Annotated in this window: 20 protein-coding genes and 1 pseudogene; 14 read left to right on the top strand and 7 right to left on the bottom strand. The window is 54.2% G+C overall.

Annotation, left to right across the window (positions count from 1 at the left end; all coding sequences use genetic code 11):
- A partial coding sequence (locus RT340_RS13610; protein WP_313376526.1) for an ABC transporter ATP-binding protein occupies nucleotides 1-554 on the top strand: 554 nt, incomplete at its 5' end.
- Nucleotides 547-1,212: an ABC transporter ATP-binding protein gene (locus RT340_RS13605; RefSeq protein ID WP_211729811.1), complete on the top strand. Its 666-nt coding sequence runs from the start codon at nucleotides 547-549 to the stop codon at nucleotides 1,210-1,212. The genes RT340_RS13610 and RT340_RS13605, both read left to right, overlap by 8 nt.
- Nucleotides 1,213-1,356: 144 nt before the next feature.
- Here the strand turns inward: RT340_RS13605 and RT340_RS13600 are convergent, their stop codons facing one another.
- The 3 genes from RT340_RS13600 to RT340_RS13590 are packed head-to-tail and all read right to left on the bottom strand — an operon-like array spanning nucleotide 1,357 to nucleotide 3,967.
- Complete coding sequence (locus RT340_RS13600; protein ID WP_058959180.1) at nucleotides 1,357-2,142, bottom strand: ABC transporter ATP-binding protein; 786 nt, start codon at nucleotides 2,140-2,142, stop codon at nucleotides 1,357-1,359.
- Nucleotides 2,142-2,987 (bottom strand): ABC transporter permease, encoded by an 846-nt coding sequence (locus tag RT340_RS13595; protein ID WP_313376523.1) that lies wholly within the window; start codon nucleotides 2,985-2,987, stop codon nucleotides 2,142-2,144. The genes RT340_RS13600 and RT340_RS13595 overlap by 1 nt, the downstream gene beginning before the upstream one ends.
- 20 nt (nucleotides 2,988-3,007) lie before the next feature.
- Nucleotides 3,008-3,967, bottom strand: coding sequence for an ABC transporter substrate-binding protein (locus RT340_RS13590; protein WP_160834636.1), 960 nt, complete (start codon nucleotides 3,965-3,967; stop codon nucleotides 3,008-3,010).
- Between the two features lie 229 nt (nucleotides 3,968-4,196).
- Between RT340_RS13590 and speG the strand changes: the two genes are divergently transcribed.
- Nucleotides 4,197-4,742: a spermidine N1-acetyltransferase gene (speG, locus tag RT340_RS13585; RefSeq protein WP_034825496.1), complete on the top strand. Its 546-nt coding sequence runs from the start codon at nucleotides 4,197-4,199 to the stop codon at nucleotides 4,740-4,742.
- Nucleotides 4,743-4,921: 179 nt separating this feature from the next.
- Here speG and RT340_RS13580 read toward each other — a convergent pair whose 3' ends face one another.
- From RT340_RS13580 to RT340_RS13565, 4 genes are all read right to left on the bottom strand, one after another.
- Nucleotides 4,922-5,344 carry a hypothetical protein gene (locus RT340_RS13580; RefSeq protein WP_038645291.1) on the bottom strand — a complete coding sequence of 141 codons (423 nt, stop codon included), beginning with the start codon at nucleotides 5,342-5,344 and terminating at the stop codon, nucleotides 4,922-4,924.
- Between the two features lie 96 nt (nucleotides 5,345-5,440).
- Nucleotides 5,441-6,376, bottom strand: coding sequence for a homocysteine S-methyltransferase (mmuM, locus tag RT340_RS13575; protein ID WP_211729809.1), 936 nt, complete (start codon nucleotides 6,374-6,376; stop codon nucleotides 5,441-5,443).
- On the bottom strand, nucleotides 6,366-7,775 hold the full coding sequence (gene mmuP / locus RT340_RS13570; RefSeq protein WP_313376520.1) for an S-methylmethionine permease: 1,410 nt from the start codon (nucleotides 7,773-7,775) through the stop codon (nucleotides 6,366-6,368). The genes mmuM and mmuP overlap by 11 nt, the downstream gene beginning before the upstream one ends.
- Before the next feature lie 135 nt (nucleotides 7,776-7,910).
- Nucleotides 7,911-8,249: a DUF2002 family protein gene (locus tag RT340_RS13565; RefSeq protein WP_034825485.1), complete on the bottom strand. Its 339-nt coding sequence runs from the start codon at nucleotides 8,247-8,249 to the stop codon at nucleotides 7,911-7,913.
- 149 nt (nucleotides 8,250-8,398) lie between these two features.
- Between RT340_RS13565 and RT340_RS13560 the strand changes: the two genes are divergently transcribed.
- The 11 genes and pseudogenes from RT340_RS13560 to emrB all read left to right on the top strand — a co-directional run bounded on the left by RT340_RS13560 (nucleotide 8,399) and on the right by emrB (nucleotide 20,767).
- Complete coding sequence (locus RT340_RS13560) at nucleotides 8,399-8,716, top strand: DUF883 family protein (RefSeq protein WP_313376518.1); 318 nt, start codon at nucleotides 8,399-8,401, stop codon at nucleotides 8,714-8,716.
- A 332-nt stretch (nucleotides 8,717-9,048) separates the two neighbouring features.
- Nucleotides 9,049-9,291, top strand: a complete 243-nt coding sequence (locus tag RT340_RS13555) for a redoxin NrdH (RefSeq protein ID WP_038645282.1) — start codon at nucleotides 9,049-9,051, stop codon at nucleotides 9,289-9,291.
- 3 nt (nucleotides 9,292-9,294) lie between these two features.
- A complete protein-coding gene (gene nrdI / locus RT340_RS13550) occupies nucleotides 9,295-9,699 on the top strand; it encodes a class Ib ribonucleoside-diphosphate reductase assembly flavoprotein NrdI (RefSeq protein WP_034825480.1) in 405 nt (134 codons plus the stop codon).
- The gene (gene nrdE / locus RT340_RS13545; protein WP_313376515.1) at nucleotides 9,678-11,816 is read left to right on the top strand and encodes a class 1b ribonucleoside-diphosphate reductase subunit alpha; all 2,139 of its coding nucleotides are present in this window, start codon (nucleotides 9,678-9,680) and stop codon (nucleotides 11,814-11,816) included. The genes nrdI and nrdE overlap by 22 nt, the downstream gene beginning before the upstream one ends.
- Before the next feature lie 8 nt (nucleotides 11,817-11,824).
- Nucleotides 11,825-12,784, top strand: coding sequence for a class 1b ribonucleoside-diphosphate reductase subunit beta (gene nrdF / locus RT340_RS13540; RefSeq protein ID WP_200577660.1), 960 nt, complete (start codon nucleotides 11,825-11,827; stop codon nucleotides 12,782-12,784).
- A gap of 412 nt (nucleotides 12,785-13,196) precedes the next feature.
- Nucleotides 13,197-14,393 carry a glycine betaine/L-proline ABC transporter ATP-binding protein ProV gene (gene proV, locus RT340_RS13535; protein WP_313376511.1) on the top strand — a complete coding sequence of 399 codons (1,197 nt, stop codon included), beginning with the start codon at nucleotides 13,197-13,199 and terminating at the stop codon, nucleotides 14,391-14,393.
- Complete coding sequence (gene proW / locus RT340_RS13530) at nucleotides 14,390-15,649, top strand: glycine betaine/L-proline ABC transporter permease ProW (RefSeq protein ID WP_313376509.1); 1,260 nt, start codon at nucleotides 14,390-14,392, stop codon at nucleotides 15,647-15,649. The genes proV and proW overlap by 4 nt, the downstream gene beginning before the upstream one ends.
- A gap of 63 nt (nucleotides 15,650-15,712) precedes the next feature.
- On the top strand, nucleotides 15,713-16,708 hold the full coding sequence (proX, locus tag RT340_RS13525) for a glycine betaine/L-proline ABC transporter substrate-binding protein ProX (RefSeq protein WP_058959187.1): 996 nt from the start codon (nucleotides 15,713-15,715) through the stop codon (nucleotides 16,706-16,708).
- Between the two features lie 653 nt (nucleotides 16,709-17,361).
- Nucleotides 17,362-17,892, top strand: coding sequence for a transcriptional repressor MprA (mprA, locus tag RT340_RS13520; protein WP_034825472.1), 531 nt, complete (start codon nucleotides 17,362-17,364; stop codon nucleotides 17,890-17,892).
- Nucleotides 17,893-18,041: 149 nt separating this feature from the next.
- Nucleotides 18,042-19,214, top strand: a complete 1,173-nt coding sequence (gene emrA / locus RT340_RS13515; RefSeq protein WP_160834630.1) for a multidrug efflux MFS transporter periplasmic adaptor subunit EmrA — start codon at nucleotides 18,042-18,044, stop codon at nucleotides 19,212-19,214.
- Between the two features lie 14 nt (nucleotides 19,215-19,228).
- Nucleotides 19,229-20,767 (top strand): annotated as a pseudogene (gene emrB / locus RT340_RS13510) (multidrug efflux MFS transporter permease subunit EmrB).
- Nucleotides 20,768-20,848: the final 81 nt, after the last annotated feature.

Raw genomic sequence — 20,848 nt, 5'->3', positions numbered from 1 at the left:
AGGATCCGAAATACGCCCTCAACCCGACTCGCACTATTGGCTGGCAGGTCGAAGAACCGCTGGTGCTACACCGCAAACTGAGCCGTGCCGAACGTAAAGAGAAAGTGTGCGAGATGCTGGATGCGGTCGGTCTGCCGGATCCCCGTCAGTTGATGAAGCGTTATCCGCATCAGCTTTCCGGCGGCATGGGGCAGCGTGTGATGCTGGCGATCGCTTTGATCACCGATCCCGATCTGCTGATTGCCGATGAACCGACCTCGGCGCTTGATCATGCGATGCGCGATCAAGTGCTGGCACTGATTCGTCGTTTGGTGGAGCAGCGCAATATGGGCTTACTGCTGATCAGCCACGATCTGCAGCAGGTCTCTGAGCACTGCGATCGCGTGATGGTGATGTACAAAGGCAAATTGCTGGATACGTTGCCTGCGGCAGAGCTATCTAATGCGACTCATCCTTACACACGCACGCTATGGTCCTGTCGTCCCAGTAAAGCCACGCACGGTGAACGCTTGCCGGTGCTGGATCGTGCTGCGCTGGAGGCCAGCAATGATTGAGTTAAACAATCTGAGCGTGTCGCATAAGCAGGGCTACGAACTGCGCACCGTGGTGCATGACGTATCCTTGCAGGTGGCGGCGGGAGAATGTTTCGGTCTGGTGGGGCCATCGGGCTGCGGCAAGTCATCGCTGCTGTGGGTGATGGCAGGTTTGAACTCGTTCTGGAGCGGCAGCATGCAACTGGCCGGCACCGATGTGCAGCCAGGTAAAGCCTTTACCGGTCCGCTGCGTCGTGATGTGCAGATGGTGTTTCAGGATCCGTATGCCTCACTGCATCCACGCCATCGTCTGCGCCGCACCCTGGCTGAACCGTTGAAGATGCTGAAGCGCGATAATATCGACGACCGCATCAATCAGGGTTTTCGCCATGTCGGGCTGGATCCAGCGCTGGCGGATCGTTATCCGCATCAGCTGTCCGGCGGCCAGCGTCAGCGCGTGGCGATTGTGCGCGCCCTGCTACTGGAGCCGAAAATCCTGTTGCTGGATGAGCCAACCTCAGCACTGGATATGTCGGTGCAGGCGGAGATCCTGAATCTGCTGAATGATTTGAAGCAGAATGATGGGTTGACCATGGTGCTGGTAAGTCACGATCCCGATGTAATCGATCATATGTGCGACCGCGCGGCACATATGGCGTTGGGTCGGATTGTCGGTTAACGCATTTTCACTCAACCGTTGCGGCGCGATTTTTTCATCCGCATCTAAAGCGATCATATCGCAAACAGATGCATGCTCCATCGTGCCGCCACGGACAGGCGTAAATTGATGCACCATTCAATTTACGCCAAATATGATCTCTGCTTAATGCGCCATCGCCTGCAGCGTCTCGCTGCGAATCGACTCGGTCACTTCGGCCTTTAACGCCATAAATTCGGGTGAGGTTTTAATGGTGTAATCGCGCCCATTGTTGAAATTCACTGCCACCTCCTGCTTGATGCGGCCCGGTCGGGCGCTGAAAATCGCTACCTTGTTAGCCATGAAAATCGCTTCATCGATATCGTGGGTGACGAACAGCACGGTCTTGCGCGACTGCTCCCACACCGACAGCAATAGCTCCTGCATCATCACGCGCGTCTGATTATCCAGGGCGCCAAACGGCTCATCCATCAACAGCACTTTGGGATCGTTGGCCAGCGCACGGGCGATCGCAGTACGTTGCTGCATGCCGCCCGAGAGTTGGCGCGGATAGTGCTGCGCAAAGCCGCGTAATCCCACCTGCTGGATGTAGTAGTCGCTGCGCTCTTTCTGCTGCGCTGCACTGATGCCACGCTCCTGCAGGCCAAAGCGGATGTTCTCCTCCACCGTCAGCCACGGAAACAACGTATAGCTTTGGAACACCATGCCGCGATCGGCACCCGGCCCTTCCACGCTTTTACCGTCCAGCCAGATTTCCCCGCGCGTGGGCGTATCCAGTCCGGCGATGATGCGCAGCAGAGTGGATTTCCCACAGCCCGAAGGGCCGAGAATGGTAATGAAATCATTCTCTTCCACCTGATAATGAATCGGCTGTAGTGCCTGAGTTTGCTCGCCTTTGGGGCCGGTAAAAATGCGCTCGACGCCGCGCACGTTGAGTTTGCTGTGTTTCATTACAGGGTGCTCCATGCAAACAAGCGCCGATTGAGCACTTTGAACAAGTAGTCAGAGATCAAGCCAATGCAGCCGATCACAATGATGCCGAAGATAATCTGCCCGGTATTCAGCAATGCCTGACTGTCGACGATCATATGGCCGATGCCACTTTCCGATCCGATCAATTCGGCAACGATGACGTAAGTCCACGCCCAGCCGAGCACCAGGCGCAGCAGTTCAGCAATGCCCGGTGCAGCACCGGGGATCAGCACGCGACGCACGATCGAGCGGTTGCTGCAGCCCAGCGTGTAGGCCGCTTCCACCAGATCGCGGCGGGCACCGCTCACCGTGACCGCCACCATCAAGACGATCTGGAAGAATGAGCCAATAAAGATCACCAGGATCTTCTGGGTTTCACCGATACCGGCCCACAGAATCAGCAACGGCACAAACGCCGAGGCCGGTAAATAACGGCAAAAGGAGACGAAGGGTTCAAGAAACGCTTCCCAGGTTTTGTAAGCGCCCATCATGATGCCCAGCGGCACACCTATCACGGCCGCCAGCAGGAAGCCCGACAGAACGCGCATCACCGTCATGCCGATATCCAGCGAGAAGTTGTACTCGGTGAACAGCACCGCACCTTGCTGCAGCATGGTGAGAGGATCGGCGAGGAAAGTAGGCGACACCATGCCGCCCAGCGTTACCAGCGTCCATACCGCGATAAACAGCACAAAGAACGCCACGCCGAGCGCGACACGTAAGTGCAGCGAAATCGCTTTCAGCGGCACCATCAACGGATTGTGCCAGCGCTGCGGCGCCTCCGGCAGCGCTGCTGGCGGAGTCACGGGTTGGCTTTTACTCATCTCCATCTCCTTTCTCCTGCTTACTGCACAAAGCTGGCGTCGTACAGGCTTTTCACATCCGGCATTTTCTTGATCACCCCTGCACGCAGCAGCAGTTTGCCGGCTTCATCACTGAAGGTTTCAATTTCACCATTGAAGAATTTCTTGTTCTCTTCCGGCCCCTGCCAGCGCAAATAACTGGCTGACTCCGCAAACTCTTTGCCCGTGGATTTTACTGCTGCACCCATAATCTCGTTAGACTTGTCCGGCTGCTGTTTGATCATCTCCAGCGCATCGTAATAGCTGGCCACCAGCGCTTTCGCGGCCTGAGGATGCTCTTTCAGGAACGTCGGCGTACAGCCAAGTGTGTCCATGACCATCGGATAATCCAGCGTGGTGGCGAGGATCTTCCCTGCCTTGGGCTGGTTGCGAATCACCGAGAGATAAGGTTCATAGGTCACTGCCGCATCGTTTTGACCCGCAGCAAAAGATTGTGCCGCCGCCTGCGGTGCCATGGTCGCGAGACGCACGTCTTTCATCGTCATGCCGTTTTTGTCCAGCATCCACGCCAGCAGGAAATACGGTGAGGTGCCGGGAGCATCTACCGCGATGGTTTTGCCTTTCAAATCTTTGATGCTGGTGATGTCACTGCGGGCGGCGAGGCCATCGGCACCGTAAGATTTGTCCAGCTGAACGATCTGCTTAATCGGCACGCCTGCGGCGTTCCAGGAGATGTAGGTTTCAACCGTGGTCGCCGCGCACTGAATGGTGCCGGAAGCCACCGCCAGATGTCGGCTGCTCTGCGGGATCATCTTCACATCGACATCAAGGCCGTGCTTTTTGAAAATCCCAGCTTTATCGGCCAGCGTCAGTGGGGCAAATCCGGTCCAGCCGGAAATACCGATGGCGACTTTGGTGTCGGCCGCCTGTGCTCCTAAAGCACTGGCGCACAGGACTGCGGCGGTTAATGCATGAACAACGAGTTTCACTGGCTTGCCCATCTTCCACTCCTGATAAAGGTGATGAAAAACAACAGTTGTATAGTCTTATCTATACAAGCCAAGCAATGGCTGTGCCAGATTGTGAAAGCCCATTGTAATGGGGAGAGGGGGTTGAGATCGCGCACTGAAACGGTGCATAAACCCTATGCCGATGATCACACTGGTGCGAAAGCAACCTTCGGCGGATGGCGCTATAATCACGCCAATTTTTCAACAGAAGGAACACCGTATGACGGTGAAATTGCGTCCGCTTGAGCGAGAAGATCTGCACTTTGTGCACCAGTTAGACAACAACGCCAGCGTGATGCGTTATTGGTTTGAGGAGCCGTACGAAGCTTTTGTCGAGCTCTCGGATCTCTACGACAAGCATATCCACGATCAAACAGAGCGTCGTTTTGTCGTTGAACACGATGGGCAAAAAGCGGGATTGGTGGAACTGGTCGAGATCAATCACGTACATCGTCGCGCTGAGTTTCAGATCATCATTGATCCGGGGCATCAGGGCAAAGGCTTAGCCAGTCAGGCGGCTAAACTGGCGATGGATTATGGCTTTTCGGTGCTCAATCTCTACAAACTCTACCTGATTGTTGATCAGGAGAATGAGAAAGCGATTCACATCTACACCAAACTGGGATTTGAAGTGGAAGGCGTGCTGAAGCACGAATTTTTCATCAATGGTGAATACCGCAATACCATTCGCATGTGCATTTTCCAGCAGCAGTATCTGGCGCAGCATAAATCCGGTCATGCCATGGTGAAGCCGACAGCACAATAGCTTGAAATCGGCTCTCATTGTCGCTGCCGTCTTGAATATCAAACGGCAGCTAAGTGATTTATCGCTTTTAACCAAAAAGATGATGCTGAACCTTAGCAGCGCGGTTTATCGCGCATCTCTCAGCGACATACCTGCTTCGGAGATGCACAAAAAATTGCGCCGCGACCGCGCCATGCGGTTTAACCGCCGCGCGCACCCACCACGTTGAGACGTGGCTGAGGATGTTCAGGTTTCAGGTCGTACATGCCGCCATAGAACGGATCCACCAGCAGCCAGCCGGGGAAGCCCAGTAACGGGATATTACCCAGCAGATACCACAGGTTGGCACTGGCCTCGATCGGCAGCGTCACCGGCACGTAGCCCGGACTCTCCAGCATCACCTGATAGTGTTTTTTACCAAAATAATTACCCGTGGATTTTGCCAGCTCGACGGTTTGTGGCGTGTAGCCCTGCGCCACTGCGCGGCCGGTTTCATCCTGCACGGTGAAACGCGCGCCTTGCGGGACAGAGTCGATTTTTACCGGCTGCGTTTCCGTGCCGACAATGGTGGCACAGCCGCTCAGCAGCAATGCAGTGGCAGGAAGAAGGTGTCGCAGGTTCATGGCAGGTCCGCTATAGAATCAGATAGGACAGTCTAAACTGCCCTATCCTGCTTTTCACTCGCCTCAATCGCCCTATCAGTGCTGCTTTTCTGGCCTTTATTGCGGTTGACAACAGGCGGCAATCGCCGCGATATCTTGCGGTGTGGTGCGGCAACAGCCGCCAATCAGCCGCGCGCCCGCTTGTTGCCACTCAGGGAATTTATCCTGCAGCGTGCAGCCCGATGGCGCCGAGTGCCAGGTTTTGCTGCTCGCATCGTACTGTTCACCGGAATTGGGGTAAACCAGCAGCGGTTTAGCACACAGCGCCTGCAAGGTTTGCAGCGCCGGTGTCACGCTCTCCAGCGCTACGCAGTTGATGCCCATCGCCACCACCTGTGGTGCCGCATTGACCAGCTCAGCGACCTGACTCAGCGGCGTGCCATCGCTGATGTGTTGCGCATCACGCAGGGTGAAGGAGAACCAGGCGCTGCTGTTTGGGTACACTGCCAGCAAACTCACCAGCGCCTGCGCTTCGGCAAACGACGGCAGGGTTTCACACGCCAGCAAATCCACGCCTGCGTCCAACAGCGCCTTGACGCGCGGGCGATGGAAATCTTTCATCTCCGCTTCTGGCAGGGCGTAATCACCGCGATACTCAGCACCATTAGCAAGGTAAGCGCCATAAGGCCCAACGGAACCGGCCACCAGCAAAGCGGCTTCACTGCCTGATGCCGCACGATAATCATCACGCGCACGTTGTGCCAGTTTCACACTTTGCTCGATCAATGTGAGCGCTTGCGCCTCATCCAGCCCACGCGCCGCAAAGCCCTGCGGCGTGGCCTGATAGCTGGCGGTGATCGCCACATTGGCGCCGGCCGCAAAATAGTCGTAATGCACCTGATAAATCAGCTCAGGGTTTTCCATCAGCACTTTGGCAGACCAGAGCGCATCGGCGAGATTGCAACCGCGCGCCTCCAGTTCGGTCGCCAGCGCGCCATCCAGAATCAGTGTGTCATGTTGTGTTAAGGCTTCTGCGACAGGATTACGCGACATCATTGGCCTCCCCGGCCTTCAGGTTACGTCGATGCGTGACATGGTATGCGGCATAGCAGAACAGCACAAATGGAATGCCACACCACAGCGCAATACGCTGCGACGGATCGAAGGCCAGCCCTACACACGCCAGCAGGCACAGCAGGAAACCGAGAATCGGCGTTAGAGGATAGAGTGGCGCGCGATAGGCGAGTTGTTGCAGCGAACCGCCTGCGGCCAAGTGGCGACGACGGAACACATAGTGCGAGGCACAGATACTCAGCCACACCGCCACCACCGCAAAACCTGAAATGGCTGACAGCGCCACAAATACGGTATCCGGCGCGATCACGCTGGAGAACAGCGCCAGCAGGCCGCCCAGCATACTGACGGTGATCGCCAACACCGGAATCCCACGGCGGTTCACCTGGGCGAAACAGCGCGGCAAGGTGTTCTCATTCGCCAGTGACCACAGCATCCTGCCCGATGCATACAGACCCGAGTTGGCGGCGGACAGGATCGCCGTCAGGATCACGAAATTGAAGATATCGGCCGCATAGGGAATACCGATCTTCTCGAACACCAGCACAAACGGGCTTTTAACGATGCCGGCCTGTTCCATCGGGATCAGCGCCGCCAGCACAAAGACCGTACCAATAAAGAAGATGATTAATCGTGCCACCGTGGTACGAATCGCCAGCGGCAAGGCTTTCTGCGGCTGCTCGGTTTCTCCAGCGGCAATACCAATCAGCTCAGTGCCGGAGAAGGCGAAATTCACCGCCACCATGGTCATCAGAATCGGCAAGGTGCCGTGCGGCAACCAACCTGAGGCGGTCAGGTTACTCAGGCCCGGCGCGGCACTGCCATCCTTCATCGGAATAAAACCAAACATCGCGCCTGCACCGAGGATGATAAAGGCAATGATGGTGACCACTTTGATGATGGAGAACCAGAACTCCCCTTCCGCGAAGAAACGCGTGGAGACGATATTCAGCAGATAGATGGCGATGCAGAACACCAAACACCACAGCCACACCGGCGTGGTGGGGAACCAATACTGCATACAGAATCCGGCGGCGGTCAGGCTGGAGCCGAGCGCCACCGTCCACGTCAGCCAGTAGAGCCATGCCACAGTATAGCCAGTTGCCGGGCTGAGATAGCGCGCCGCATAGACATGGAAAGCGCCGGTTTCCGGCATCGCTACGGCCAGTTCGCCGAGACATACCATCACCAGCCACACCACCAGCGCGCCGATCAGATATGCCAGTAGCGTGCCCGCCGCACCGGTGGTTGAGATGATATAGCCGGTATTGAAGAACAGTCCGGTGCCAATCACGCCCCCGAGCGACAGCATCACCAGATGCCGCACTTTCATGGTGCGCTTAAAGTTTTCCTGCGAAGGGGTTTCCTGCTGTTGCATGGTTTTAATCCGTATGGACGTCTGAACATCTATATGGACACAGGGTTATACGCGCCAGCGTGTCAATTTGCAACGTGGCAAAGGGTGAGGGTTTTAAAAAGTCGGGGGGTGGCCCCGCGTCAACGGGGCACCACATCAGGCGCCAAATACGCCTTGCAGATAGCGCTCAAGCGCGATACGCGAGCTAAAACCGTGCGGAATACCGTAATGTTCCTGGGATTCACCCATCAGATAAAGCGGGAACTGGGTGTAATGATCGCAGGTTTTCATTTCTGAGGCGGGCTCGGCAAAGTGCTGACTTTTCTCTTTCAGCGTGGGGTGAATGATCAATGCGGTGCGGCCCATGCGCGCTTCGCGATTGACGTAGACATAATTTTCACCACGACGATAACCGTAGATTTTTGGCGTCAGGGTGTCCATTTCGAACCCTGCTTTTTCCAGTACGCGCGCTACCTCATCCGGACGTAAATACATGCTTGCTCCTCTCTTCTCACAGCCCCGCAACCTTACAACAGCCCGACATACAGGACATTCGGAATTTCCCTAAAGCCTGGCATATGCCTGCGTTTAGTCACGTTTCGTCTACACTCAGTATTACTTGTTAAATCAAAGGGAGCGAAAAAATGTTTAATCGCGTAAGCAAAAACGATGACATTGATATCAATCAGGATGTAAACGAGCTGGCAGATTCGCTCGAAGCATTACTTAAATCTTACGGCAGCGAAGCCAAAGATGAAGTGGATATCGCACGCAGTAAAGCACAGTCGCTGCTGAAGCAGACCCGCGCAAAACTGAACGGCGGCAACAGCCGCGTTTCTCAGGCAGCGCGTGACGCCAGTTATCAAGTTGATGCCTACGTGCATGACAAACCCTGGCATGGCGTGGGTGTCGGTGCAGCCGTGGGTCTTGTGTTAGGTGCGCTGTTAATGTCACGCCGTTAACCATCATTAGCGTTTAAAGAGAGCCTCGCGATTGCGGGGCTTTTTTGTGCCTGCCGCAAATGATAGGGCACAAAATTTGACCTAAATTTTGCCTCCCTCGCTTTTACAAAAAAATTTTCGGGCCTGGAAGGTGCATGATCTCTGGTGTTAGCGTTTATCCGAAGATAAAAATACAAAATCCCTATATCTGGTGGGCTTGACCACCACGAGCACTACATCTAGTATTCAACCCATCAACTCACTACCAGATGTCGTCAAGGACGAAGTTCGCTGCAAATAGGATTTTGCTTCGTATCTCGCATCCAGACCGCAATCAAAGGGAAATACGAATCATGCGCATTATTATTTACACTAAAAACAATTGTGTCCAGTGCAACGCGACTAAAAATGCCATGGACCGCAAAGGTATCGACTATCAACTGATCAATCTCGATACCCAACCGGAAGCCATTGATAACCTCAAATCCCTTGGCTATCGCCAGGTGCCCGTCGTCATGACCCATGATGACCACTGGAGCGGCTTCCGCCCTGACAAAATCGCCAGCCTGCGCCAGCTCGCTGCTGTCGGGGGATAAGCGATGTTCCCACTGGTGTACTTCTCCAGCCAGTCGGAAAACACGCACCGATTTATCACTCGTCTGGGACTGCCTGCTTGCCGCATACCGCTTGATGGCAAGCAGCGCCTGCATATCGACCAACCCTTTATTTTAGTGGTGCCGAGCTACGGCGGCGGCAGTGCGCGGGGTGCGGTGCCCAGACAAGTGATTCAATTCCTCAATGATGACGCCAACCGACGCGGTATCCGCGGGGTGATTGCTGCCGGTAACCGCAACTTCGGTGAAGGCTATTGCCTGGCAGGCGACATTATTGCGCAGAAATGTCAGGTTCCTTATCTCTACCGCTTTGAGCTGATGGGAACCCCCGACGATATCGCTAATGTAAAAGCGGGAGTAACCCAATTTTGGCAACGACAGACACCCTGAACAGCACGCAGCTGGATTATCACGCGCTCAATGCGATGCTGAACCTGTATGAAGCCGATGGCCGCATTCAGTTCGAGAAAGATCACGAGGCTACGCGCCAGTTCTTCCTGCAGCATGTAGAGCCGAATACCGTACAGTTCGCTTCGGCGGCCGATCGCCTGCGCTATCTGGTTGAGGAAGGCTACTATGAAGCCACTGTACTGAATCAGTACGACTTCAGTTTCCTGTGCCAGCTGCACGATGAAGCCGATGCCTGGGGTTTCCGTTTCCACACCTTCCTCGGTGCGTGGAAGTTTTACACCAGCTACACGCTGAAAACCTTCGACGGTAAACGCTATCTCGAAACTTTCGAGCAGCGCGCCTGCATGGTGGCGCTGACGCTGGCACGCGGCAACGAATCGCTGTCACGCGAATTGCTGGCAGAAATGCTCAGCGGCCGCTTCCAGCCAGCCACCCCAACCTTCCTCAACTGCGGTAAACAGCAGCGCGGCGAGTTAGTCTCGTGCTTCCTGCTGCGCATCGAAGACAATATGGAATCGATTGGGCGTGCGGTGAACTCGGCGCTGCAGTTGTCCAAACGTGGCGGCGGCGTGGCCTTCCTGCTCTCTAACCTACGTGAATCCGGTGCGCCGATTAAGCGCATCGAAAACCAGTCGTCTGGCGTGATTCCGGTAATGAAGATGCTGGAAGATGCGTTCTCTTACGCCAATCAGCTTGGTGCACGCCAGGGCGCGGGCGCGGTGTGGCTGAATGCGCATCACCCCGATATCTTCCGCGTCCTTGATACCAAACGCGAAAACGCCGACGAGAAGATCCGTATCAAGACGCTGTCGCTGGGCGTGGTGATCCCCGATATCACCTTCCAGCTGGCGAAAGAGAATCGCGATATGGCGCTGTTCTCGCCGTATGACGTTGAGCGCATTTACGGCAAGGCGTTCGGTGATATCAGCATCAGCGAGTTGTATGAAGAGATGCTGGCCGACGATCGTATCCGTAAGACTTACATCAAGCCGCGTGATTTCTTCCAGACGCTGGCAGAAATTCAGTTTGAGTCAGGCTATCCGTACATCATGTACGAAGACAGCGTGAACCGTCACAACCCGATTGCTGGTCGCATCAATATGAGCAACCTGTGCTCAGAGATTTTGCAGGTTAACAGCGCCAGCGAATTCTATGACGATCTTAACTACCGCCGCGTGGGCAAGGATATCTCCTGTAACCTCGGCTCGCTGAACATCGCGCATGCTATGGATTCCCGCAATCTGGCACAGACCGTTGAAACCGCCGTGCGCGCCTTAACAGCGGTTTCTGAGATGAGTGAAATCAATTCGGTGCCGTCGGTGGCGGAAGGCAATCGTCGTTCACATGCGGTGGGCCTGGGTCAGATGAACCTGCACGGCTATCTGGCGCGTGAAGGCATGGCTTATGGCTCGGAAGAGGCACTGGATTTCACCAATCTCTACTTCTACTGCGTCACCTATCACGCGGTGCGCACGTCGAACCTGCTGGCACAAGAGCGCAATCAGAGTTTTGATGGCTTTGAACAATCGCAGTACGCCAACGGTCACTACTTCGATAAGTATGTGGATCGCGCCTGGCTGCCACGCACCGCGCGTGTGGCACAGATTTTTGCCGATGCAGGCATTGCATTACCGACGCAGGCAGACTGGCAGGCATTGCGCGAATCAGTGATGCAACACGGCTTGTTTAACCAGAACTTACAGGCGGTGCCGCCAACCGGTTCGATCTCGTACATTAATCACGCGACATCGAGTATTCACCCGATCGTGTCGCGCATTGAGATCCGTAAAGAGGGTAAAACCGGCCGCGTTTACTATCCGGCGCCGTTTATGACCAACGAGAATCTGGATCTCTATCAGGATGCGTACCAGATTGGTCCGGAAGCGATTATTGATACCTATGCCGAAGCCACGCAGCACGTCGATCAGGGCTTGTCGTTGACGCTGTTCTTCCGCGATGACGTCACCACGCGTGACATCAACAAAGCGCAAATTTATGCGTGGAAGAAAGGTATCAAAACGCTCTATTACATTCGTCTGCGCCAGATGGCGCTGCAAGGCACCGAAGTCCAGGGCTGCGTCTCCTGCTCATTGTGATGAAAACTATGCAACTTAAACAAATTCAAGCGATTAACTGGAACCGAATCCAGGACGAAAAAGACCTCGAAGTGTGGAACCGTCTGACCAGCAACTTCTGGCTGCCGGAAAAAGTGCCATTGTCCAACGACCTGCCAGCCTGGCAGTCGCTGGACCACCAGCAACAGCAGCTGACCATTCGCGTGTTTACCGGTTTGACGCTGCTCGACACTATCCAGAACGTGATCGGCGCGCCGGGCCTGATGGAAGACGCCATCACGCCGCATGAAGAAGCGGTGCTGTCGAATATCAGCTTTATGGAAGCGGTGCATGCGCGTTCATACAGCTCGATTTTCTCCACCCTGTGCAACACCGCCGATGTCGATGCGGCGTATCGCTGGAGTGAGGAGAACGAAGCGTTGCAGAACAAGGCGAAGATTGTGCTGGAGCACTATCGGGCCGAGGACCCGCTGAAGAAGAAAATCGCCAGCGTGTTCCTGGAATCGTTCCTGTTCTACTCCGGTTTCTGGCTGCCGATGTACTGGTCAAGCCGTGGTAAATTGACCAACACCGCTGACCTGATTCGTTTGATTATTCGCGATGAAGCGGTGCACGGATATTACATCGGCTATAAGTACCAGAAGGCACTGGAAAAAGTTGACGATGCACGCCGCGAAGAGCTGCAGCAATTTGCCATCGATTTGCTGCTGGCGCTGTATGAAAACGAAGTGGTATACACCGAAGCGCTGTATGCGGATGTCGGTTGGGCAGAGGAGGTGAAAACCTTCCTGCACTACAACGCTAACAAGGCGTTGATGAATCTGGGATATGAGGCGTTGTTCCCGTCAGAGCTGACGACGGTGAATCCGGCCATTCTCTCGGCTTTGTCACCGAATGCCGATGAAAACCACGATTTCTTCTCCGGTTCAGGTTCTTCCTACGTGATGGGAAAAGCCGTGGAAACCGAAGACGAGGACTGGAATTTCTAGCCTCTGGCATGTAGCATAGGGCGCGCCACAGCGCGCCCTTTCAGCGCCTTGATATTTCCCGTTCAGATTACCAAATATTCTCTCGTTATTTCCGTTTCTCACCTTCATTATTTTGTCATTCTAGCGCCATTAATTCGTCCATTATATCGCCTACATAAGCGCAATTTATTCGTGTTTCACTGAGCATTTGCCGTGAAAGCGGGTTAATTTCATAAAAAATTCAGAAAAAAATGATTCGCTCTCATCCCTTGTGAGCACTGGAATTATCGCCAATCTGCACGCGCTCGCTCAGCCAAATATCCTAACCAAGGGTTGTCAGATATTCTCACTATGCTAGGTTATAGGGCGCTTAAATTTAATCGAGATCACTACAAGAAATAGCTAAACATTTAACCGGGAAATTAATTACTGCATGGCAATTAAACTCGAAGTAAAGAATTTATATAAGGTATTTGGGGATCACCCCGAAAAGGCATTTAAGCTGATTGAGAAAGGCGAAAGCAAAGAGAGTATTCTGGCGAAAACCGGTCTCTCCGTCGGCGTAAAAGATGCCAGTCTGGCCATTGAAGAAGGCGAGATCTTCGTCATCATGGGGCTCTCCGGTTCAGGGAAATCCACCATGGTTCGCCTTCTCAATCGTCTGATCGAGCCCACTCGCGGCCAGGTGATCATTGACGGTGTCGATATTGCGAGAATATCGGATGCTGAACTGCGTGAAGTGCGCAGAAATAAGATCAGCATGGTATTCCAATCCTTCGCATTAATGCCCCATATGACGGTGCTGAATAATACCGCCTTCGGCATGGAATTAGCGGGCGTGCCGTTACAGGAACGTCAGGAAAAAGCGCTGGAAGCATTGCGTCAGGTGGGACTGGATAATTATGCTCACTCCTATCCAGATGAACTCTCCGGCGGTATGCGTCAACGTGTCGGATTAGCGCGCGCGCTGGCGATCAATCCCGATATTTTACTGATGGATGAAGCCTTCTCCGCCCTCGATCCGCTTATTCGTACCGAAATGCAGGATGAGCTGGTCAAACTGCAGGCGAAACATCAGCGTACCATTGTGTTTATCTCTCACGATCTCGACGAAGCGATGCGTATTGGCGATCGCATCGCCATCATGCAGGGTGGCGAAGTGGTACAGGTCGGTACGCCGGATGAAATCCTGAATAATCCCGCTAACGATTATGTGCGCACCTTCTTCCGGGGTGTCGATATTAGCCATGTGTTTAGCGCCAGGGATATTGCCCGTCGTAGCGCCGGCGCACTGATTCGTAAAGCGGCCGGTTTTGGCCCACGTTCCGCCATTAAACTGCTTCAGGATGAAGACCGCGAATATGGCTATGTGCTGGAGAAACAGAAATTTGTCGGCGTAGTTTCAACCGATTCACTTAAAGCGGCACTGGCTGCGGGTGAAGGTCTGGATAGCGCCCTGCTTGAGACGCCGTTAGCGGTTCCTGCGGATACCTCCCTGAACGATTTGCTCTCCCACGTTGCACAAGCGCCCTGCGCGGTGCCGGTGGTCGGCGAAGAAAATCAATACGTCGGTATTATTTCCAAAAGCATGCTATTGCGCGCTTTAGATCGTGAAGGAGCCCAGTCATGAGTGAACAAACCAGCAATCCGTGGGATAGCGCCAGCCAGACCACGCAGCAACCCGCGACCACAGATTCGAGCGCGGCAGCCAGCAGTAGCGATCCCTGGGGCGGCAGCAGCAGCGTACCCGCCGACAGCACGTCCAGCAGCGGTTCCGCCGATGCATGGGGCGATTCTTCAGCGGCGAGCGGTGGACATGATGCTGCCAGTAGCGCAGCCAGTAGCAGTGGTTCAGCCGATGCATGGGGTGATCCCTCGGCGGCGAGCGGCGGACATGATGCCGCCAGCAGCGCCGCCAGTAGCAGTGACTGGCTCAACAGTGCGCCCGCTCCGGCTCCCGAGCATTTTAATATCATGGATCCGTTCCACAAGACCTGGATCCCACTCGACAGTTGGGTGACCGAAGGCATCGACTGGGTCGTCAGCCATTTCCGCCCGGTATTCCAGGGCATTCGCGTGCCGGTCGACTATATCCTCAGCGCATTCCAGCAGTTGCTGCTGGGCATGCCCGCGCCCGTGGCGATTGTGGTATTTGCGTTGATTGCCTGGCAAATTGCCAGCCCGGCCATGGGAATCGCGACTCTCATTTCATTGATTGCGATTGGTGCTATTGGCGCGTGGTCGCAAGCGATGGTGACACTGGCGCTGGTACTGACCGCCCTGCTGTTCTGCATCATCATCGGCCTCCCGCTGGGGATTTGGCTGGCACGCAGTGAACGTGCGGCACGCATTATCCGACCGTTGCTGGATGCGATGCAGACCACACCGGCCTTCGTGTATTTAGTGCCGATCGTGATGCTGTTCGGTATCGGTAACGTGCCGGGCGTGGTGGTGACCATCATCTTTGCGCTACCGCCGATGGTGCGTCTGACCATTCTTGGCATTAAGCAGGTACCTGCCGATTTGATCGAAGCGAGCGAATCCTTTGGTGCCAGCCCACGTCAGATGCTATTTAAAGTGCAGCTGCCGCTGGCGATGCCGACCATTATGGCCGGTGTGAACCAGACGCTGATGCTGGCGCTGTCGATGGTGGTTATCGCTTCAATGATCGCTGTGGGTGGTTTAGGCCAGATGGTGCTGCGCGGTATCGGTCGTTTAGATATGGGTCTGGCAACTGTCGGCGGCGTGGGTATCGTGATTCTGGCGATTATCCTTGATCGCCTGACTCAGTCGTTCGCCCGTGATAGCCGCAGCCGTGGCAACCGTCACTGGTACAGCACCGGTCCAATTGGCCTGCTGCTGCGCCCCTTCAGTAAAAAAGCCTGATTTCTATGGACGGCCCAGCGTGGCCGTCCGTCTCCGACGCAACACGTAAAATAAGGAATGACTATGCGCAAGACAGCTCTGTTCGCTGCCGTCCTGACGACGTTCGCCGCGACGCACGTGTCCGCCGCCGACCTGCCGGGTAAAGGCATCACCGTTAAACCGCTGCAAAGCACCATCGCAGAAGAAACTTTCCAGACGCTGATTGTCAGCCGCGCACTGGAAAAACTGGGCTACACCGTTGAGAAGCCGGGCGAAGTCGATTACAACGTGGCCTACACCACCATCGCGGCAGGTGATGCCACCTTTATAGCCACTAACTGGAAACCGCTGCATGACGACATGTATAAAGCGGCAGGCGGTGATAACAAGTTTTACCGTGAAGGCACTTACGTTGGCGGCGCTGCTCAGGGTTATCTGATCGATAAGAAAACCGCCGAGCAGTATCACATCACCAACATCGAACAGCTTAAAGATCCGAAAATCGCCAAACTGTTCGACAGCAACGGTGACGGCAAAGCCGACATGACGGGCTGTACGCCGGGCTGGGGCTGTGAAGCGGTGATTAACCACCAGAATAAAGCCTATGGCCTGGCGGATACGGTTACGGCCAACATGGGTAACTATTCAGCAATGGTGGCTGACACCCTGGCACGCTACAAGCAAGGCAAACCTATCCTTTATTACACCTGGACACCTTACTGGCTGAGCGACGTGCTCAAACCGGGTAAAGATGTGGTTTGGCTGCAGGTGCCATTCTCTTCCCTGCCAGGCGAGCAGAGCAAAGTGGACACCAAACTGCCTAATGGTAAAAATTACGGTTTCCCGGTCAACACTATGCACATTGTGGCCAACAAAGCCTGGGCTGAGAAGAACCCGGCGGCGGCAAAACTGTTTGCTGAAATGAAATTGCCGATTGGTGATATCAACGCCGAAAACGCGGCGATGCATGCGGGTCAGGCTTCTGAAGCTGACATCAATCGCCACGTAGATGGCTGGATCAAAGGCCATCAGGCCGAGTTTGATAAGTGGATTTCTGACGCACAAGCGGCGGCAAAGTAATCCTCTTCCCTTAAAAGCGGCCTTTTGGCCGCTTTTGTTCTCAATCCCCGCACAGTTCGTGCGTTATAGCGCACTGGTACGTCCTGTCAATTAACACACCATTGAAATAATTTTTTGGGTTACTATTAACCACAAATGATTATCTACGCCTTTCTTCCGCCATGAATGCTGCTAAGCCGAGACTTACCTCTGCAATGCCTGAGGTTAAATTCTCTCAACGAATGCAATTCATCATTTTAGCTGGTACGGTATTGGTACCGGAATTGTTACGATTAAGTTAATTAACCCATTGATTTCTTTATGTAATGCGTTCAGCTAAAGTGTTTAGAAAGCGTAAAGACCAACCCAATCACGTGAGTAAGACTATTCATTGATGATTGAGTTTGTTATGGTTAGCAGCACAGTTATTCACCAGAGTTATTTTTTCTCGCGAAATTATTTTTTCTTAAAAATATTTCACGATGTGAATTGATGACAATGTAACCATTCTGCGTGGCACATTGTCAGGGCGAAGTGCCCAGGGTTATGGAACGACCTGGAATGCCAGATGTTGACAATGTGATCGTGCGAACAATCACTGGCGGAAAATATGACTACGCTTAATCTGTCACCATCCTTACTATACCAGTTGCAACTAAGAGGTTTTTTTTAAAATGGAAAGTTCGTTTACTCCCATTGAACAGATGCTGAACATCCGTGCTAACCGCCATAAAGATTTTCCGTTGCAGGAAATCATCCTGACTCGTCTGTGCATGCATATGCAGGGAAAACTGCTGGATAACCGCAACAAGATGTTGAAGGCGCAGGGAATTAACGAGACCTTATTCATGGCGCTGATTACACTTGATGCGCAAGAAAACCAGAGCATCCAGCCTTCAGAACTGAGTTCTGCGCTGGGTTCCTCACGCACTAATGCAACACGTATTGCCGATGAGCTGGAAAAACGCGGCTGGATTGAGCGCCGCGAGAGCGATAATGACCGTCGCTGCCTGCATCTGCACCTGACAGAGAAAGGTAACGAATTCTTACGTCAGCTGCTGCCGCCTCAGCATCAGAGTCTGCAGTATCTGTGGTCTTCGCTCTCTACATCCGAGCAGGATCAGCTGGAAGCGATTACGCGCAAGTTGCTTAACCGTCTTGATAAAATGGATGAAGATCAGGTTATCGCTTCCCTGTCGCGCTAATAGCAAGAAGTGCGACACAATCACCTTCCGAAATCGCTATTTTAATCCCCTTTTATCCGGCCAGCGTCTTATGCGCTGGCTTTTTCGACTCGGGAAACCGTGTTGATGGATCAACACTGCCCGGCTAAATGGAAAACGTGGAGAACAACATGAGTGCGACCGCGGAAGCGCAAAGCCCGCAACAGCCAGCGAATAAAAAGAAGAAGCGCAAAGGTGTGCTGATCCTGCTGGCTATCGTGTTTGTATTGATTGGGGTGGCGTATCTGGCCTACTGGTATTTGGTGCTGCGCCATTTCCAGGAAACCGATGACGCCTATGTGTCAGGTAATCAGGTGCAGGTGATGGCACAGGTTTCCGGCAGCGTGAATAAAGTCTGGTTTGATGACACTGACTTCGTGAAAAAAGGCGATATTTTGGTGTCGCTGGATAAAACCGATGCGGAGCAGGCGTTTGAAAAAGCGCAGACTGCACTGGCCACCAGCGTCCGCCAGACGCATCAATTGATGATCAACGGCAAGCAGTATCAGGCCACCATCAAGCTGCAACAGACCGCGCTGGATCAGGCTGAAGCCGATCTGAAACGTCGTGAGCCGCTGGGTGCATCAAACCTGATTGGTCGTGAAGAGCTGCAGCACTCACGTGATGCCGTGGCCACGGCGAAAGCGCAACTTGATGTCGCCGTGCAGCAGTACAACGCGAACCAGGCGATGATCCTGAACACCGATCTGGAACAGCAACCCGCCGTCAAACAAAGCGCGGCTGAACTGCGTGATGCCTGGCTGGCGCTGCAGCGCACCGATATCCGTAGTCCAATGGATGGCTATATTTCGCGTCGTAGTGTTCAGGTCGGTTCGCAGATCTCCACCAGCACGCCGCTGCTGGCGGTAGTGCCTGCCACGAATTTGTGGATTGATGCCAACTTCAAAGAAACGCAGCTTTCCGGTGTGCGCATCGGTCAGCCCGCTACCGTGATCAGCGATATTTACGGTGATGACGTAGAGTATCACGGCAAAGTTGTCGGTCTGGATATGGGCACCGGCAGCGCCTTCTCTCTGCTGCCGGCGCAGAATGCGACAGGTAACTGGATCAAAGTGGTTCAGCGTTTACCGGTGCGTATTGAGCTGGACCCGCAACAGGTGGCCGAACACCCGCTGCGTATTGGTCTCTCCACCTTAGTCAAAGTGGATACCCAGAACAAAGACGGGGCCACACTGGCCAGTAGCGTGCGTCCACAAGCGGCGTATGAAAGTAACGCATTGGCAATCGACCTCGCGCCGGTTAACAAGCTGATTACTGAAATCGTTCGTGCCAACGCCGATTAATTCCGCGGGAGGCTGTGATGGCACAAAAACCGCTTGAAGGTGCGCCGTTAGTCCTGATGACCATCGCCTTATCATTGGCGACGTTTATGCAGGTTCTCGACTCCACCATTGCTAACGTAGCGATCCCAACGATCGCCGGTAACCTTGGTGCCTCGAACTCACAGGGCACCTGGGTGATTACCTCATTCGGGGTGGCAAACGCCATCTCGATACCGATTACCGGTTGGCTAGCCAAACGTATTGGTGAAGTGAAGCTGTTTACCTGGTCGACCATTCTGTTTGTACTGGCCTCATGGGCCTGCGGCATGTCAGAAAGTCTGGAGATGCTGATCTTCTTCCGTATCATTCAGGGTGTGGTTGCCGGTCCATTGATTCCGCTGTCGCAAAGTTAGCTACTGAACAACTACCCGCCGGCCAAGCGCAGCGTTGCGCTCTCGCTGTGGGCAATGACGGTGTTCGTAGCTCCGATCTGCGGCCCGATTCTCGGCGGCTGGATCAGTGATAACTACCACTGGGGTTGGATCTTCTTTATCAACGTCCCGATTGGTGTGGTCGTCGTCGCGCTGACTCTGCAAACCCTGCGAGGACGCGAAACCAAAACCGAGATCCGCCCGATTGATATCGTCGGTCTGGTTCTGTTGGTCGTGGGGATTGGTTCGCTGCAGGTGATGCTCGACCGGGGTAAAGAACTCGACTGGTTTGGCTCCACGGAAATCATCGTACTCACGGTAGTCGCCGTGGTGGCGCTGGCAGTGCTGTTGGTGTGGGAGCTAACGGACGACCATCCGATTGTCGATTTGTCGCTGTTTAAAAAGCGCAACTTCACCATCGGCTGTTTGTCGATCAGCCTGGCTTACATGCTTTACTTCGGCTCGATCGTGTTGCTGCCCCAGTTGCTGCAGGAGGTATACGGCTACACCGCCACCTGGGCAGGTTTGGCGTCAGCGCCGGTCGGCATCATTCCGGTAATCCTGTCGCCCATCATTGGTCGCTTTGCCCACAAGCTGGATATGCGGCGATTGGTGACCTTCAGCTTTATCATGTACGCGGTGTGCTTCTACTGGCGTGCGTATACGTTTGAGCCGGGGATGGATTTTGGTGCGTCGGCATGGCCGCAGTTTATTCAGGGCTTTGCCGTGGCGTGCTTCTTTATGCCACTGACCACCATTACGCTGTCAGGGTTGCCGCCAGAGCGTATGGCAGCAGCATCGAGCCTGTCGAACTTTGTGCGTACGCTGGCCGGTTCAATCGGTACGTCGATCACCACCACTATGTGGACGGATCGCGAATCGATGCACCACAGCTATCTGTCTGAATCGGTGAATCCATTCAACCCGAATTCGCAGCAGATGTATGACCAACTGCAAAGCATGGGCATGACGCAGCAGCAAGCTTCAGCCTACATTGCACAGCAAATTACCAATCAGGGCCTGATCATCTCAGCGAATGAGATCTTCTGGGCATCAGCGGGGGTATTTTTGATCTTGCTGGTTCTGGTGTGGTTTGCACGTCCGCCATTTGGCGCGGGCGGCGGTGGTGGTGGCGCGCACTAAACAGTAGAAACAAAAACGGGCCTTTCGGCCTAATGCCAGTCAGTTAAGCCTGACTGGCATTTTTTCTTCTGGCTGTCGGAT

This window comes from Pantoea sp. CTOTU50773 (assembly GCF_032082325.1).
GTDB lineage: Bacteria > Pseudomonadota > Gammaproteobacteria > Enterobacterales > Enterobacteriaceae > Pantoea > Pantoea communis.
The sequence above is the reverse complement of the archived record's forward strand: the minus strand, read 5'-3'. Positions and strand labels throughout refer to the sequence as shown.

Excerpts from the sequence above, each read along its gene's own strand:
- RT340_RS13605 (WP_211729811.1), top strand. The coding sequence starts at position 547 with ATGATTGAGTTAAACAATCTGAGCGTGTCGCATAAGCAGGGCTACGAA.
- RT340_RS13600 (WP_058959180.1), bottom strand. The coding sequence starts at position 2,142 with ATGAAACACAGCAAACTCAACGTGCGCGGCGTCGAGCGCATTTTTACC.
- RT340_RS13595 (WP_313376523.1), bottom strand. The coding sequence starts at position 2,987 with ATGAGTAAAAGCCAACCCGTGACTCCGCCAGCAGCGCTGCCGGAGGCG.
- RT340_RS13590 (WP_160834636.1), bottom strand. The coding sequence starts at position 3,967 with ATGGGCAAGCCAGTGAAACTCGTTGTTCATGCATTAACCGCCGCAGTC.
- speG (WP_034825496.1), top strand. The coding sequence starts at position 4,197 with ATGACGGTGAAATTGCGTCCGCTTGAGCGAGAAGATCTGCACTTTGTG.
- RT340_RS13580 (WP_038645291.1), bottom strand. The coding sequence starts at position 5,344 with ATGAACCTGCGACACCTTCTTCCTGCCACTGCATTGCTGCTGAGCGGC.
- mmuM (WP_211729809.1), bottom strand. The coding sequence starts at position 6,376 with ATGTCGCGTAATCCTGTCGCAGAAGCCTTAACACAACATGACACACTG.
- mmuP (WP_313376520.1), bottom strand. The coding sequence starts at position 7,775 with ATGCAACAGCAGGAAACCCCTTCGCAGGAAAACTTTAAGCGCACCATG.
- RT340_RS13565 (WP_034825485.1), bottom strand. The coding sequence starts at position 8,249 with ATGTATTTACGTCCGGATGAGGTAGCGCGCGTACTGGAAAAAGCAGGG.
- RT340_RS13560 (WP_313376518.1), top strand. The coding sequence starts at position 8,399 with ATGTTTAATCGCGTAAGCAAAAACGATGACATTGATATCAATCAGGAT.
- RT340_RS13555 (WP_038645282.1), top strand. The coding sequence starts at position 9,049 with ATGCGCATTATTATTTACACTAAAAACAATTGTGTCCAGTGCAACGCG.
- nrdI (WP_034825480.1), top strand. The coding sequence starts at position 9,295 with ATGTTCCCACTGGTGTACTTCTCCAGCCAGTCGGAAAACACGCACCGA.
- nrdF (WP_200577660.1), top strand. The coding sequence starts at position 11,825 with ATGCAACTTAAACAAATTCAAGCGATTAACTGGAACCGAATCCAGGAC.
- proV (WP_313376511.1), top strand. The coding sequence starts at position 13,197 with ATGGCAATTAAACTCGAAGTAAAGAATTTATATAAGGTATTTGGGGAT.
- proW (WP_313376509.1), top strand. The coding sequence starts at position 14,390 with ATGAGTGAACAAACCAGCAATCCGTGGGATAGCGCCAGCCAGACCACG.
- proX (WP_058959187.1), top strand. The coding sequence starts at position 15,713 with ATGCGCAAGACAGCTCTGTTCGCTGCCGTCCTGACGACGTTCGCCGCG.
- mprA (WP_034825472.1), top strand. The coding sequence starts at position 17,362 with ATGGAAAGTTCGTTTACTCCCATTGAACAGATGCTGAACATCCGTGCT.
- emrA (WP_160834630.1), top strand. The coding sequence starts at position 18,042 with ATGAGTGCGACCGCGGAAGCGCAAAGCCCGCAACAGCCAGCGAATAAA.